17 protein-coding genes and 1 tRNA gene are annotated in these 15,448 nt (G+C 47.7%); 5 read left to right on the top strand and 13 right to left on the bottom strand.

Features of this window, described 5'->3' with window-relative positions; all coding sequences use genetic code 11:
• Positions 1-15: 15 nt before the first annotated feature.
• From QXU03_03765 to QXU03_03720, 10 genes are all read right to left on the bottom strand, one after another.
• Entirely contained in the window at positions 16-1,203 is a 1,188-nt protein-coding gene (locus QXU03_03765) for a signal peptidase I (protein ID MEM2170857.1), read from the bottom strand.
• Positions 1,204-1,272: 69 nt separating this feature from the next.
• A complete protein-coding gene (locus tag QXU03_03760) occupies positions 1,273-2,655 on the bottom strand; it encodes an SdrD B-like domain-containing protein (GenBank protein ID MEM2170856.1) in 1,383 nt (460 codons plus the stop codon).
• Positions 2,656-2,736: 81 nt separating this feature from the next.
• Positions 2,737-3,411 carry a hypothetical protein gene (locus QXU03_03755; protein MEM2170855.1) on the bottom strand — a complete coding sequence of 225 codons (675 nt, stop codon included), beginning with the start codon at positions 3,409-3,411 and terminating at the stop codon, positions 2,737-2,739.
• A 24-nt stretch (positions 3,412-3,435) separates the two neighbouring features.
• A complete protein-coding gene (locus tag QXU03_03750; GenBank protein MEM2170854.1) occupies positions 3,436-3,972 on the bottom strand; it encodes a hypothetical protein in 537 nt (178 codons plus the stop codon).
• 153 nt (positions 3,973-4,125) lie between these two features.
• The gene (locus tag QXU03_03745; GenBank protein MEM2170853.1) at positions 4,126-4,749 is read right to left on the bottom strand and encodes a winged helix-turn-helix domain-containing protein; all 624 of its coding nucleotides are present in this window, start codon (positions 4,747-4,749) and stop codon (positions 4,126-4,128) included.
• Between the two features lie 77 nt (positions 4,750-4,826).
• On the bottom strand, positions 4,827-5,084 hold the full coding sequence (locus QXU03_03740) for a winged helix-turn-helix domain-containing protein (GenBank protein ID MEM2170852.1): 258 nt from the start codon (positions 5,082-5,084) through the stop codon (positions 4,827-4,829).
• Between the two features lie 191 nt (positions 5,085-5,275).
• Positions 5,276-6,412: a M48 family metalloprotease gene (locus tag QXU03_03735; protein MEM2170851.1), complete on the bottom strand. Its 1,137-nt coding sequence runs from the start codon at positions 6,410-6,412 to the stop codon at positions 5,276-5,278.
• A gap of 69 nt (positions 6,413-6,481) precedes the next feature.
• The gene (locus tag QXU03_03730) at positions 6,482-8,407 is read right to left on the bottom strand and encodes a S16 family serine protease (GenBank protein MEM2170850.1); all 1,926 of its coding nucleotides are present in this window, start codon (positions 8,405-8,407) and stop codon (positions 6,482-6,484) included.
• A gap of 200 nt (positions 8,408-8,607) precedes the next feature.
• Positions 8,608-9,504 carry a metallophosphoesterase gene (locus tag QXU03_03725; protein ID MEM2170849.1) on the bottom strand — a complete coding sequence of 299 codons (897 nt, stop codon included), beginning with the start codon at positions 9,502-9,504 and terminating at the stop codon, positions 8,608-8,610.
• Positions 9,505-9,536: 32 nt separating this feature from the next.
• Positions 9,537-9,610 (bottom strand) — tRNA-Lys (locus tag QXU03_03720).
• Positions 9,611-9,703: 93 nt separating this feature from the next.
• On the opposite strand from QXU03_03720, the gene QXU03_03715 reads away from it, so the two are divergent.
• The gene (locus QXU03_03715) at positions 9,704-10,348 is read left to right on the top strand and encodes a hypothetical protein (protein ID MEM2170848.1); all 645 of its coding nucleotides are present in this window, start codon (positions 9,704-9,706) and stop codon (positions 10,346-10,348) included.
• A 24-nt stretch (positions 10,349-10,372) separates the two neighbouring features.
• Here the strand turns inward: QXU03_03715 and QXU03_03710 are convergent, their stop codons facing one another.
• Complete coding sequence (locus QXU03_03710) at positions 10,373-10,723, bottom strand: hypothetical protein (protein MEM2170847.1); 351 nt, start codon at positions 10,721-10,723, stop codon at positions 10,373-10,375.
• Positions 10,724-10,882: 159 nt separating this feature from the next.
• Between QXU03_03710 and iorA the strand changes: the two genes are divergently transcribed.
• The 4 genes from iorA to QXU03_03690 all read left to right on the top strand — a co-directional run bounded on the left by iorA (position 10,883) and on the right by QXU03_03690 (position 14,445).
• A complete protein-coding gene (gene iorA / locus QXU03_03705) occupies positions 10,883-12,811 on the top strand; it encodes an indolepyruvate ferredoxin oxidoreductase subunit alpha (GenBank protein MEM2170846.1) in 1,929 nt (642 codons plus the stop codon).
• Positions 12,808-13,407 (top strand): indolepyruvate oxidoreductase subunit beta, encoded by a 600-nt coding sequence (locus QXU03_03700; GenBank protein MEM2170845.1) that lies wholly within the window; start codon positions 12,808-12,810, stop codon positions 13,405-13,407. The genes iorA and QXU03_03700 overlap by 4 nt, the downstream gene beginning before the upstream one ends.
• Positions 13,394-13,600: a hypothetical protein gene (locus tag QXU03_03695; GenBank protein ID MEM2170844.1), complete on the top strand. Its 207-nt coding sequence runs from the start codon at positions 13,394-13,396 to the stop codon at positions 13,598-13,600. Before QXU03_03700 ends, QXU03_03695 begins: the two co-directional genes overlap by 14 nt.
• 62 nt (positions 13,601-13,662) lie before the next feature.
• Positions 13,663-14,445, top strand: coding sequence for a sulfide-dependent adenosine diphosphate thiazole synthase (locus QXU03_03690; protein ID MEM2170843.1), 783 nt, complete (start codon positions 13,663-13,665; stop codon positions 14,443-14,445).
• Here the strand turns inward: QXU03_03690 and QXU03_03685 are convergent.
• Complete coding sequence (locus tag QXU03_03685) at positions 14,442-14,888, bottom strand: hypothetical protein (GenBank protein ID MEM2170842.1); 447 nt, start codon at positions 14,886-14,888, stop codon at positions 14,442-14,444. The genes QXU03_03690 and QXU03_03685 overlap by 4 nt on opposite strands.
• 70 nt (positions 14,889-14,958) lie before the next feature.
• The gene (locus tag QXU03_03680; protein MEM2170841.1) at positions 14,959-15,447 is read right to left on the bottom strand and encodes a hypothetical protein; all 489 of its coding nucleotides are present in this window, start codon (positions 15,445-15,447) and stop codon (positions 14,959-14,961) included.
• Position 15,448 lies beyond the last annotated feature (1 nt).

Here is a 15,448-nt window from a genome sequence, read left to right as displayed (position 1 = left end):
AGTTAACTGTATTTACTAAGTCTTTAACCTCTTAAATACATACAATGCTATTGGTAAAGCAAGTAACGGTGCTAGAAGCAAGGCCCGCAAGCTGCTTACAGGTACCTCGTGTAGAAATATTGAAACGTACCCGAGAACGGGTACGCGCAGGACTGCTTTTCCAATGATGTTTTCAAAGGGCACGGGTTCGAGGTCGGGGTCCCTGTTCGCGTCACCTTTGGTGATCACGTACTTCTGGTCTTCGCGAAGTTCCACGACCCTGTGAATTACCACGCCCCATTTCGAAATGTAAGCTACTACGTCTCCCACGTTGATGTCCTTGCATTGGTTGCAAATGACGACTATATCTCCTACGCTGAGCGCCGGTTCCATGCTTCTACTGGAGATAACGTAAAACCTAAAACCGGTGTATCCTTGAAAAACAACGATCAAGGCCATTACCGCCGCGAAGTACGTGATTAACCTAGTAATGCGCTTAACCTCGCTACGCATTCTTCTAACATTTCTTTCCGCGACCCTACTGTATGGTAGTGTGATGGAGTAACCTACTAGAGGCGTCATGGTGTTAAGTGCTCCTTCAATAAACCACCCCAATCTCGGCAGGAACGGCATTACCTTGATGAACAACTGGGGCACCAGGTTGTAAACGATCGAGGATACCATGCCGTGGTTTAAAACGATGAACGTTGAAAAAGCACTACTTATAAACGATGGAATGAGGTTCCTAAAGGCTAGCTTTAAGCTGTCCATCGATGGCGTTAATGATAGTAACGGGTATGGAAACCACGTTAAGAACCACACAACTAGCGTAGACGCGTGTACTGCTAGGCGCCTATATCTGTATTTGAGCATGTGAATGACATACGCTCTAAGAAACTCCAGCGCGCAAATTCTCGAAGCGGCATGAATCACGTTTATAGCCATTCCCATGGGGCTTGTCGAGTACGGTGTTAATCCGAACCCACTCCAGAAACCTAGCATTACGTAAACTGATAAGTAACCTAGCGTGAAGAACGAGATTATGACAGTGAAGCGACCGTACTTAAGGTAATCCCTAACCTCGTCCCAGGCTAAGAGGACTACTGCGATGTAGGTGGTGCTCTGCACGTAGTAAAATAGTAAGCCTGAAGTTGCCTTGTAGAAGTACGTCAAGAAGTACATTAAAGCGAGAACGAGTAATATAAGTATAACCTTCAAATCCATAAATTCGAGCCTCCAACCAGTTGAGTAGATAAAACGCAGGAAGGAAGTAAAAAACCTGTTGTTGAAAAGCTACTTTTTAACGATCTGTATCGTAGAGGCCCCGCTCAACGAGCCAACGTTTGCCACTGCGTTATAGTTTACTTCAAAGGACTTGTCAAGGGTATCCCACCTGTGACCTATTAATCCATTCGGCTCCTTGCAGGGGTCGTAGTGCGTCGGCTTGAACTTAGTGTACACCAGTATAACTGCATCTGGTGGTAGCGGATTGGATAACGTTATGTTCACGATCGCCCTGTTTAACGTGTTATTCACGCTGTACGTGTACGCCCCGTTATCCAGTTCCTTAGTAATGCACATCGTCGTTGTATTTAACATGTATACACGTATCTTTCCGCCTGCCCCGTCTTCTATGTTGAACTGGTAGTCATACGCGAGGGTAATGTTGATGCTCGTTAACCCCGTACCATTAACCCATAACACGTAGTAGAACGCTCCCGGCGCGACACTTATAACCTCTCCTGTTTTAGATACCGTGGCATTTACCCTATCTAACGGCGTTCCAAGCTTAGCCGGGCATTTCCTGAAGTCAACGTCAGTTTCTCTAAATTCCCCCCATACACTTAACCCCTGTGGAGGAGGCGGTGTTAGTTGTTGCACTATTCCGAAGTTATTATTAGTACTTGATTCCCCAATGCTTACGGTCCTCGTTATCGCTAACGTGGTGGTGTTAGTGTACCCTGGTGGTACAACTATCTCGATGACATACGTGCCTGGGTACACCATGAAGGAGTAGTATCCGTTTATGCTCGTGTACGTGGAGCCTATGGTAACGCCGTCTTGTCTTAACAGTACATTAACGTCCTCCACGGGGTCTTCGCCGGGATTCCACGCCTCATCGCTATTTACATCGTTCCAGACATAGCCGCTTATAGAGGAGTATGCCTCGTTCCACTGAATGTAGGTTATCTCGATGTCCACTGTGTAATTGGAGTTTTCACTGGCCTCTTGTAGTACTTCTACCACTACCTCGTAGTGAGCCAGGTCACCTGGGTGTAGCTGTTGAACACTGGGTGGATTGAACACTACCCTTACTCCATGGGGTATTTCAGTTACGTTGAAGAAGGGCCCTATTACCGGTATTGTACCGGTGTTTACTACATTGAAGGTTACTATGCACTTATAGCCTGGATAACCGTTTGATATGCTTATTTTAAGGCGATCAACGCTGCCACCTGTCTCGAGCGTATAGATGCAGTTACCTACGTCTTTACCTCCTACTTCACTGGCCTCGCTGATCGTGACATTTCTGTAAGCTATGTTTACTTCACCGGTTTCAACTACTGCGTTTAGCCTCAAAATACCAGTCCACATTGCAGAGGCAAACATTACGATCGCGACGAGCGTCAAGGCCACTACAGGTAAGACCAGCACATCAGTATTTGCCCTATTCACGGTAATCACTCCTAGTTAGGAAGCTTGGGGAGATGATGGTGCGGGAAAAAACGTTGATTTCCATATATACCCACATACACGCTAATCCCTTAGGGTAGGTACGAAGTACTCGTTCCACTGGACCGCTTCAAATCTTACGATAAACGTTAACGTAGCGCCTTCGGGGGCGTCTTGTAGTAGCGTTAAGTCGAAGCTTATGTCGGCACTCTGACACGGATGTAGTTGTATGCCAAAGTTGTTACCCCACCATATTAGCACATCTGGCCTACCATCGCCCGTTAGGTCTAGTTCAACACCTTGTTGTAGCACCTGTTCGTTTAATTCGTAGAATTCTTGCCCGTTAATGATTACTCTCCATATCTTTACCGGGATTGTTCCACTATTGTGTACTTTAAACGCTATGTGCGTGTAGTAGTATGGATATGTGTTGTGTAGAGTCACGTTCATGGTGTCCATGTCGCCGTCACCATCGCCATCCATTAACACCACACTGGTACAACCGACATCCTTATCCAACTGTATAGCTCCCGGCTGAGGTAAGTAGGTAGCGTTCCAGTCGTTTCCGGCGAAGAACCCATATCCTGGTTGTAGTCCGCAGGCGTCTAGGTATATTAGGCTTCCAGGGACTATTCTCCAGTCTACTTCGCCGGTTGATACAGCTGAGTTTACTCTTAGCGTTTCACTCCACATCGCGAATGCTAGCATCGGTAGTAGCGAGATGAGAAGGATTAGTGAAAAAACTATTGCTTTCCGCATTCATACACACCTCTAATTGCTTGCTTAACCTACTTCGTTCCACTGCGCAAATACGAGCGTTAACTCTAAGCTGTAAGTCGCATTCTCCTCGGCTTCTTGCGGTATTGTTATCCGTAAGATGTACTCCGCGTAGCCTCCTGGATCGATCTGCGTGTCCTCGGGTATCAATAGGCTGGCACCTATGGGCTCGTCTACCTCAATATCCCAATTGTATAGCTTAACTGGTATCGTGCCAATGTTGTCTATTATAAGTCCCACGTCTACGGTGTAGCCTGGGTATGCGTTACTTAACGTGACTAAGAGCTTGATCGGGTCTCCCTCGTCGTCGTACTCCTCCACTTCGATATTGCATGAAGCCACGTCTTTTCCTTCCTCGTTGTGATATCCTTCTGCCTGCGGGTCTGGGCCAGTATCGCTGCAGTACCACTCGGAGAACTTTACATCCACTTCTCCCGTTTCCACCGTCACGTTTACGAGGAGCGTTTCGCTCCACATTGCTAGTGCAAATCCTATCGTCACTAGTAGCACTATCGGTATGGCTATTGCTTTTAAGGCTATCATGTTTACACCAGGCTTTTTACCGCTTAAACTACTTATAAATACACTAGATTCTTTTTCATGATATTAGAACTATGTAACTGTATTGATCTTATGTAACTTGAAATATGAAGGAAAAGCTGCGTAAAATAGTTAGCTGGGGGAAGATGGCGTTCCTTAATCTAGACCGCGTACAAGCTCGTATATTCTCAAGTAAGTGTCTAGAAACCGCATACCTTTACCCGTGACCTGGTACTTCTTCTTATTCAGGTCACTAACCTCTACTACCATGTCTAACTCTAACAGCTCCTTTAGGTACTTGGTAGCTTGCTCTAAGTTGATGTAGCAGTGGTTAGCTATTGACGAGATGGTTCTCGGCTTATTCGTAATGGAGCTGAGAATAGCAAAGTATATCTCTATGTGGCTTCTCTTCTTCTTAGTACTTAGTTCTTTTACTACAATGCGTGACTTCTCTTCAATGTACTTTGCGTCGTATTCGGGGTCCCAACTAGCGTCATTAGCATTACCATAACTGTATACTAAAAGGCCGTTAAGGCTGTTCAGCAGATTTCGCAGATATATACCCTTTGTTGTCAAGTAGTAATGGAACCTCATTTCCTCGGGATCCTTTTCCACCTTAATTAAACCCCTATCCGATAAAAGTAGAACGACCTTCTTCATGTAGGCATAGTTTACACTAGAGTACATCATGATGCGCGTAATGGGGAGTCCCTTGGAAATGCCTTCTAGAACCTCATTCATAACCTCAACAATATCCCTTCTTTTAGCTAAGAAGATCATAATAAACCCTAAGAGTAGGGTTAGAAATTACTTTTTTATACTTTGCGATTTAAAAGCACATGGTTACCTTCTACAACTTACTTCTTTAGAAGTTCCTGCAGGCCTTCATAGAGCTCCAGGAATTTAGTCCCCTTCTCCGTAATGTAGTAGAGCTTATAGTTCCCCTCGTTCTTGAGGGCTATGAGGCCTCTTGACGTTAGTGCACCAATAACTTGTTTAGCCATTCTGGTATCCAGGTTGCACTTCCTCATAATGTGGGTTAGCCTCATAGGATTCTTATAAAGCTCTTTCAGCACCTCGGAGTACACTTGTAACAGATCGCGCTTCTTCTTCAAAAATTACACCTGATGTGCGCGTGGAATCTAAAAATAGTGCTCGTTAAGGTAATATATAAAGTTCCTTATTTAAGTTTTTCTAACCATAGATTGCCACGATTTTACCTTATGGAGTTCAGATATCTAATGATATTAGTAATTTTGTACATATCTTAAATTAGTAGTGACTACGTGGTGGAAGATGCCTTAAGTTATGGTGGTTGCATGTAGTAGAATACAAGGGTATCTAGGAATCTAATTCTTTTCGGTATTGGTGGGTGCGTCGAGAAGAATTCTGACACGTCTTCTGTTTTCTGTTTTTTCAGCTGCTCTATCACGTGATCTACATCAACGTTACGTGGGTCTCTAGCTGGTAGAGCAGGGCGGTAGAATGGATTGGCGAATGTGTCCATGAAGGCGTATATGAAGAGTGCCTTTAACTTGCTGTTAGACACGGTCTCCAGCGCCGCTGGCCTTTGAGTGTAGTATACATGTATTCTAGCAAGCGCTCTCTGCATGGCTTTCGTAGTAGTAGCGTACGCTCCTGTCGCGTCAGCATAGTACTCTCTAAGCCTGCTAAAGGCGAGGACTAGTACCTGGACGATAAAACTAACTACAACTGTAACTACACCAGTTAAAACTAGCAATAGCCCTCCTCCCCCTTCCCTTCTCCTAGAGGAAGAGTACGACCTCGTGTAGCCTACTAATATGCCTGTCCTGATCAGCATTATGCCTAGGAAATATAGTAGACTCGGTATTAACCCCATGAAAAGCATTATAGCATTGTCGCGGTGCTTGTGGTGGCCTAGTTCATGCCCTATGATCGCTTCGAGCTCTTCGGGAGTAGTTATTTCAACGAGGCTACTTGAAACGGCCACATACCTTCCAAATATGAAGTTACCATAAGCAAAGGCATTAGGGGGTCCTCGAACAACGACTGCTTTAGGGGGCTTGGCGAAGCCCAGCTTCTTAGCTACTCTATTAACTACTTCTTGTAATTGCGCGCTCGGCTTTGCATTGTACATTATGTTTATTATTAAAGGCGAATTAATGTACGTTATGGCATTTAACACTACTACGATTACGAGAATGGCAATAATCATGCTCGTAGTGCTTTCTACGCCGATCACCCCTGAGATCATGTACGCTGTAAGGCCCACCCCGGCGAAACCCGAGACCACTACTAGTAGCCCGACAATGGTCATTGATGCGTATAGGGGGAGCTTCTCTGAAAACCTTTTAGCGATTCTTGGTGCAATGTAGCCTGCCATTAACGCGAGTACCGTGAAACCTACTATGTAGGCTAGTATTAAGGCTAATAGCGTAAATGGGTCGTAAAGCAACGGCATCACGTTGGGTGGCACCCCCGTTAATGCCCGGCTCTATATTATGAGCTCGGGGTATTTTAAGCAAAACGTTTACCGGCTCGTTACCGGCGTCGTTTTAGTACGTGTTAGTACGTGCGCGAGGGTAACAGCCCCGATCGCGGCTAGCGCCAATACTAATGCTAGCTCTATATTTTCAAGTTTAACGCCTTTGTCTTGTTGCACAGTAGAGGTCCTGGTACTCTCTCCAGCGCTCTCCTTAACGGTACTGGTAGTTATGTTCGTGGAGAAGCCGTATTCGTGTTCCTGTGACTTGCATAAGGTAGTGGTCGAGGCCGTGGAACGTACCTGAATTAACGCTATTGCAGTTGTTAACGCCAAGATACCTGTGTTACTATCACTCAGCGTTACCGCCTCGACTACAAGTTGTAGATAATAAACAACGAGGGGCGAAGCCTCCCTACTCGCGTATAAACCTGCTAAACCCGCCCACTTACCGGGCACGATACTAGCGGTACCGAGTGCGCTGTGAATTGCGAGAGATGAGTAGCCCAGTACTAGCGACCCCATACCGTAGACGAGCGGGCTCTTGGACTCGTACGCGTAATTGAGCACCTCCACGTAGCCAGCGGCTTGATCGAGAACGCTCGTTTCAGCGTTCAGCTCTCTAAGCAACCTGGACGTGTACGTGTATACTCCGAGGGTGTGTGAGTATACCTCCGTGAGCTTGTCTAAAGAAGAGCTCAGTGGAGTGCAATTCCACGTTGAGAGCTCGTAGTGCAGTCTTGCTAGTTCTACGAGTTTTAATGCCTCGCTAACGTACTCTAGCCGGCTTGAAAGCTCAGTGGTGTTCATCGCGTTCGAGTAGTAAAGCCATGCAGCGTGTAGGTACGCCTGGACGAGGCTACTTTCCAGCGTGTAGTTCTCGGAGTAGAACTCACCTACCGCCTTATTAATAGTGTTGTTCACCTCGTCGAGCATATTCTCTACCGTTGAAGCACCGGTTAGTAGTCGTAAAGCCCAGTAGTATTCGAGTGCGCTCCTGTAGGCACTTAGCAATTGGTATGTAACGTAAACCGGGTGCCTGTCTACCGCACCTGTGAGTTCCCTGATGGTCTGGTTCAACCTGCTAATAGCCTGCATGTAGGAATACCCGTAGTAGCCTCCCAGGCGCCCTGCCAGACTAGTAGCCTCTCCCGAAAGTAACGTGATCTTGTTTAAGAGGCCTGCATGGAATTCCCTTGCAGTGCTGAGCACGCCGTCGAGCGTGCTTTGAGGCACTGCAATACTCGTTGTGGTGTTTAACCCTGTGAAGTAGTACAGCGCTTCACCAACGCTATAGACCTCTACGACGTCTACGCCGAGGCCTTTACCGTACTCCACGAGGTCTACGCTCACATAGCGCGTTCTCCTAATGATGAACACGCCCCTCCTGTACTCCTCGTAAACTGGGTAGCTGTACACCCTCTGCCCCGCCGGGATGAGAAAGGTCCTGATCCCCTTGTTCGCGGCGGCTTCAAGCTTTTCCTTAAGGCCTCCCACGGGCCCGATGGTGCCATCCGGGTTGATCATGCCCGTCATGGTGACGGCATCGTTTAATGTGAAGTTTAGAAGTAGCGCAGTGAATCCTACGGTCATTAAACCCCCTGCACTAGGGCCACCAATAAGCGGTACCGTGGACTCTACAAGTACGTAGTAATCGTACTTTGAAAACTCCACCTTAGCTACCAGTGATGCTATGTACGCGGCAAGCCTCGCGGCACCCTGCGTTTCGACCTCCGTGTAGGGGAGCGCGGAGAAGAACACTCTACCGCTACCCGGATACGCAACTGCCAGCGTTATTTTTGACAAAACACCTTGTCCGCTACTTGACACGGCAGGAGCGTATATGGTGGCGCTCTTGACTTCGCTATACTCGAATAGCGCGTAAACACTGATTAACGGCACTGTAAGCACCAGTAGTATGAGGGTTGCGAGCACTCTCCTAGGTTTTCCACGCTCAAACATAATCGTACTCACCGAGATAAGGGTATGTTCAGGCTCTTTTAAAGCGTAATTCTCCTTAGGAGAGTGTTCGTCGTTCAGGCTGTAGATGTCGCTTGGAGCGCGGCCACGAATCAAGAGCTAGTTAAAGAGTTATAGGTATCCGTGCTCTAAGTTTACATGATGGGTGATGAAGCCGACATAGCCTGAATACTGATGAGGGGTCGATTAGCTGATTAAAGTCGGCAAAGTAGCTGTGCTACATCGTAATTCCTGAACTCTATTATAGCGTATTCCCTGCTGCCAGCGGTAAGCCTATCGACTCTAATGTACTCCACGAGTTCGGGTGTTTCAAAATACTCTACGCTTCTAGGCGATACCTCTCCAAGGTCTATCCAAGTAGTGATGATCATAGATTTCAAAGATCCCTGTCTCCTAATTAGTGGTGAAAGGTATTCCGAGGGTGTGAGCGTCACAACCACGCCAGGGTGGTATGGCCCCGTTGCAGGCATCACGACCAGCATCCTTCCACCGGGGAGCGGGATTTTCATATAGCAGGGGAACCTGTAAACGTCAAAGCACTTAAGACTCGGGTGCTCGTGACCTATAACGACGATTTCCTGCTCCGATAGGTCTACGTTTTCGTGTCCATGTACGAATAGAACCCTCTTTCCCCGCGTAACTGTTGATATCCCGTTAACGAAGTCCACGCCGAGTTTTAGGAGAATGGGTTTTACGAAATTGTCGTGGTTACCGCGCACAACGACTATTTCTTCGACATTGTTCTCCCTTAGAAACTTGACTAGCTCGGTAACCTCTTCTCGCTCCTGCCTGAGAAGCCTGTCAAACGCGTGTTTCAAGTCGCCGTTTATGATCACTCTCTTAACCTTCAAGGCGTTTAAGGGCCCTTTCAGCATGTTAACAGTCTTCCTTAGCTGGATTCGGGGAATGAACACAGCTGGGTAACCACCCGTTTTCCTCAAGCTGTATACTAAGCCCCTTGAAGCGGCCTCTTCGAATCCTAGGTGCAAGTCGGCCATTACGAGCGTAAATGAATCCTCGAGGTAGAGGAACGGCGTTCCAGCAACTACGTATATACCGGTATCGGTACCTGGTACCAGCGGCCTCAGCATATAGGGTACAGCCTCATGATGCACTAGGAGTGCGGGCCCGCCGGGATTTGAACCCGGGACCTACGGGTTAAGAGCCCGCCGCTCTACCAGGCTGAGCTACGGGCCCACCTTACACATAATACCTTTTGGGGTAGCTTTTATACCTTAGTCTACTGCTTTAAACCAGCTCTTGAGTGTATATAGAACTTGGGTCTGAAAAGTGCAGAAAAAGCACAAAAAGCTCACAGATTTCACCCGGAAAACCGGCTATACAACTCCTGGAAGTAAAAGCGAGGCCTCAGAGGAGGTTAAAGGGGGTCGGGGTGAGGCAGAGAAGGCTGTAGACGGCGAAATGGTGCTTAAGGAGGTGCTAGAAGTACTGATACAAAAGCAGAGAAATGCTCAATCGAGGGAAGCCGTAGAGGAGAAACGCGTAGAGGCCCCAACTAAGGGGGACGTGAAACCCGAGATCGAACCCGTTAGGGACGAAAAGCTCGCTGAAATAGCGCAAGAGGCCTTTGGAAAAGAGGAGATCACCATTATAGAGTGCAACAAGCAGGGGCTTTGCGTTGACGGAAGAAAGCTGAGTGATGTTTTTGAGGCTAAGGGGTTAAAGTGGCAACGCACATTCTTGAACACGACGCGGTTACCAATATACTTAGACTTCATTGCCGAAGAGGCCGAGGTGAAGGGTAGGGTGGGCAAAGCCTTCATCATTGTGTCGGCACGCGGGGCCAAGGCAATCGTACCAGACGACTTTCTGTGCGAAGCGTTAAAGAGATACGGGATACTGATAGACACCGACAAGTGCTCTAATTACAGGCCCTCACCGTGGGTTGAAAAAACTAGAAGGAGGCAGAGGTAAAAAAGCGAAAGGTACGTGTTGAAACTAGGCTACTGTATATAGTGCCCTGCTCTGAGGCTCTATGTCCATTAGCCTCGCTACCCTTCTTCTACGTCTTCTCCTAGTACCTGTAGGTTTCCACTCCATGTCAGGCGTTCCGAGACTGCCATCTGGGAACTCTATAATCTTCTTCAATGCTAAGAGGTGGCTTAGAGCTCTTCTAACCCTGTCTTCTCCGACTATTCCGCTAAACTCTTTGACGAGCTCTTGAAAGAATACCGGTTTACCCTTCTTCCTGACGAAGCTATACACTAATTCCGGTAACTCGGGGTCTCTTGGTGCAACTTCCACGACAATGTCCTTGTCCTCGTATACTACTTTCTTCTTCTCGGGCATAATCAGCACCTCCAAGTATTTATAAGTGGGAGGGGATACTTAAAAACTTTTTCAATATGCAGTCCCACCCATGTATATTCGTGTACAAATCACAAGAACACAGACAGTTTCACTCGGTTTATAATTTGCCAAACCAATACTTTTAAACACGGTGTCTAATTGCCCGAGCATGTTTTACTGAAACCCAAGGGTAGTAGAGTGCTCTTACTAGGCAACGAGGCGATCGCGCGCGGCGCGCTAGAAGCCGGTATATGCGTAGCAGCCGCATACCCCGGTACCCCTTCAACCGAAATACTCGAGGTGCTTTCAGAGGTTGCAGATTCCTGCGGTATATACGTTGAGTGGAGTGTTAACGAAAAAGTAGCATTTGAAACGGCGTATGCGGCCGCCATTACTGGGGTTAGAAGCTTAACTGCAATGAAGCACGTTGGGTTAAACGTGGCGTCGGACATACTAATGAGCTCCGCATACTCGGGGGTAGAGGAAGGCTTCGTAGTCGTTTCAGCGGATGACCCTAGCATGCATAGTAGTCAAAACGAGCAAGATAACAGGTGGTATGGGCTAATAGCGCACCTGCCCGTAATAGAGCCCTCCAACGCGCGTGAAGCCTACAAGCTGGTGAAAGAGGCGTTCGAGCTCAGCACCAGGTACAAGGTTCCCGTCATATTGAGATCTACCACCAGGATAAGCCACACGAGAATGCCCGTAGAGCTGGAAGGTGATGTCTTCTTCGAGCGTAAGTGTAAAGGTGTCTTCAAGCAAGACCCGGAGAGATGGATTCTCGTACCAGGTCACGCGAGAAAGTGCAAAGTAAGGCTGATGGACGCTTGGAGGAAGATCATAACTAACGAAGGTAGGGAGCCCTTCATAAAGATCATTAACCCGGGGCAGAAAAAAGTCATAGTAGCCAGCGGTTTAGCCTACTCATATGTGAGGGAAGTCCTTGAACTACTCGGTGCGCTTGACAAGGTCACGGTGCTAAAGGTAAATATGCCCGTCCCTCTCCCACGTGAACCCGTCATGGAAGTCTTGAAATACGCGGAAGAAGTACTCGTAGTAGAGGAGTTAGACCCCATCGTAGAGATGCAGTTCAAAGATATAGCCCTTTCAATCGGTACCAGTATACGAATACGTGGTAAAGAGACTATACCGGAAAACTATGAGCTGTCACTGGAGCGAATCTACAAGCCTGTAGCGGAATTTCTAGGAGTAAAGGCCGGCAATATAGAGGATGCGGCAGGCACCGTTAAGATCGAGCTGCAAATACCTCCGAGACCCCCCATACTCTGTGCCGGTTGTCCGCATAGAAATACTTACTATGTGATCAAGGTGGCTGCGAACAAAGCCGGCCTGAGAAACATTGTATACACCGGTGATATAGGATGCTACACGCTGGGGTATCAAAAGCCCTTCGAAACGCAGTCGACATGCTTTGAAATGGGAGGTAGCATTGGAATAGCCCATGGACTCGCGAAGACCATCGACAACCCAATTATAGCCGTAATAGGCGACTCAACGTTTTTCCACGCAGGTATGCCACCCGCACTGAACGCTGTTTACAACGATAGTAACATCATCATACTAGTACTAGATAACATGACCACCGCCATGACAGGGCATCAACCACACCCGGGTACGGGGAAGTCCGCTACAGGTAAAGTCGCGGTGAGAATCATGCCGGAAAAGGTGCTCGAGTCCCTGGGCTACGAGGTTTACGTTGTAAATCCGCTGAAAGTGAGGGAGTCCATAGACGCGGTTACCAAGGCCTTCTGGAGGTATAAGCAAGGCGTGAAAATAGCCTTGGTGTCGAGAATGGCTTGTTCGCTTGAAGTACTGAGAAAAGCCAGGAGAAGCGGAGTAGTTTTACCGGTGTACGCCGTTCTCGAAGACAAGTGTAATGGGTGTATGGCGTGCGTTAAACTGACAGCGTGCCCCGCGCTGATAGTGGAGCCAGGCGCTAAAAAACCGAGAATTCTCGGAGAGCTCTGTACTGGTTGTGGTCTCTGCGCGTCGCTCTGCCCCTTCAAGGCCATAGTGATCAAGAATGCCCCGAGCGAGAACTGGGAAAGGCTGTGGTGGGAGCCTTGAAGAGGTATAACATAGCGGTTGTAGGCGTGGGCGGACAGGGCTTATTAACGCTTGGAGCAGTGCTGGGTACAGCCTGTAGCATAGCTAAATACGATGTGGCTATTGCAGAGGTGCACGGCATGAGCCAGCGGGGTGGTAGTGTAATAGTTTACGTAAAGATAGGTAGCGAGCCGAGCCCCATCATACCCATCGGTGGCGCCGATCACGTAATAGCTCTAGAACTGCTCGAAGCAGCTCGGTACGCTGCCTATGCCAAGAAGGGCGCCGTAGTGTCTATTAATAATTTCACCTGGCCACCACCACTTTCAACCTACCCGAGTAGAGAAGAAATAATTACCGCTCTTAGAGGAAACAACTTAAAGCTATACCTCATAGATGCTAACGAGCTAAGCATGAAATATCTCGGATCGCCGATATCGGCTAACATAGCAATGCTAGGGTTCGCCCTTGGAGTAGACCCGGCACTCAGAAGTATTATAGACGTAGACGTGGTTGAGAAGGCACTCTCCGAGCACTTCAGGGGAAAGGCCCTTGAAGCCAATAAGCAAGTACTTAGAACGGCATTTCAAGAGGGGTTAAAAGTTGCAGAAAAGTGAAGAACTGTTAAGTAAACTTGATGAAGCAGTAGCATTAATTGACAAGATCGAGATGTTTATTAGCAGGCTTAAACCGGGCGACGAGGTGCCCGCTGGCATAGTATACCAGGTTTACGAGTCACTGGTTCTACTAAAGGAAAGGATCTTCGAAATAAGGTTAATCATTATACAGGAGAGCGAGAAGGGTAGTTGATAACTAATTTATCTATAGCTTTTAAACCCAGTTATCTCTAAACTACACCACGGGGTCAGAGCATGATCAGGGAATCCGACATAACTAGAACGATCGTCAGATATGCTTTAAGAGACCTAGAAGAATACAGCGAAACCGACGTAGCGATCGTGGGTGCAGGCCCCTCCGGCCTCACGGCAGCGTACTACCTCGCTAAGGAGGGCTTAAAGGTGCTGGTATTCGAGAGGAGATTCAGCTTTGGAGGGGGTACGGGCCCTGGCGGTAACTTACTTCCTAGGATAGTGTTTCAGGAAGATGCGTTACCGATACTCCAAGAACTCGGTGTAAAATATGACAAAGCCGAACATGGACTCTACGTTGCAAGCCCAGCCGAAGTGGTAGCAAAGCTCGCAACCAAGGCTCTTGACGCCGGTGCAAGGGTGCTCTTCGGAGCACACATACAAGACCTCATATATAGGACAAGCCCGCTAAGAGTTACAGGCGTTGTCTGGGTCTGGACGCCAGTACATGAAGGGGGATATCACGTAGACCCGCTCTTCACGGAGGCAAGAGCAGTTGTGGATGCTACAGGGCACGAGGCCGAAGTGCTTTCCATAGCGTGCAGGAAAATACCAGAACTAGGCGTGGTGATGAAAGGTGAGCGCGCCGCGTACGCCGATCTAGCAGAGAAACTCGTCGTAGAGTACACGGGAAGGGTGGTGCCTGGGCTCTACGTTACAGGTATGGCAGTTGCAAGTGTTTACGGGCTTCCAAGAATGGGGCCTATATTCGGAGGGATGTTACTAAGCGGTAAGAAGGCCGCGGAGCTGATCTCAAGGGATCTGGGGGGCAAGCTAAGTACTTAGTACTCAAGCACCTTGTAGGCATAGTCAACTCTGCCCAGTGAAACAGCTTTTTTGATGTACATGTATGGATCAATGAACGTGGTCCTCTCAGTCACGTCGACCTCATCTATTATACAGAGCTCTCCGAGAACGGCTTCCCGGGCTTCAAGCCTCTGCGCGTATATTCTCCTAGCATAGACTTTTCCGGCTTTTACGTAGCCCACGGCGATCGGGCTTTTGGAGCCTATTAGTAGGGCTGAACCACAGTACGCGGTATTTATCACGAGCGGTTTGCGTAGAGTGGTTAGAATGCAGGTATTCGAGACTAGTAATCCAACTTTACCGCTACCGATCAGAACGGCGACATTGTCGGAAGTGATGATGTTCGCATTCAAAAATCCTACAAAATACACTTCGCTATCTCTAACATACCCTCTCCGGATTTTCCCCACTAGGATAACCATGAGAACCACTCTTAAGTGGTGCACGGTTCGAGTGCCGAGTGCTCCGAGGTTTAGGGTACAGGAGTGGGCGCTAAATAGCGTTTACTCGCTCTGCATCCCTATCTCTGAGTACTTCGTTCTTAAATTTTTCGAAAAACTCCTTGATAGGCATGGCTATTAGGCCATACTTGGTGAACATATTGTACCGTGATACGTCGTCGGTTAATACCACTAAGTTGTTTACCATGGCTATCGAGGCGTTGAACACGTCTATGGCGTTGGCGGTAATGCCATGTTTTAATAGGTCTGCAAGAAGCATTGCTGAATGCTTTAATACCTCTACGTTTAGATTCTCCACGACGTAGAATTTAAACATCAAGCTACAAAGTTGCGTTAAAACGCGGGGATCCCGTGTTTTATAGAACGTATAAGACAAGAATTCGTGTAGGGAAAGAACTGAAACATGTATTTTAAACCTTGATAAAATGAGCGGTAGCATGTTGACTACTTCACTTGAGTGCATGTATGCGAGGGCATAAGAGTCCGCTAAGTAATTTTCATAAACTGTTTTCTGAGACACG

The organism is Desulfurococcaceae archaeon, from assembly GCA_038845865.1.
Lineage (GTDB): Archaea > Thermoproteota > Thermoprotei_A > Sulfolobales > Desulfurococcaceae > UBA285.
Note: the sequence above shows the minus strand (reverse complement) of the source record. Positions and strands in the feature narration are given on the sequence as shown.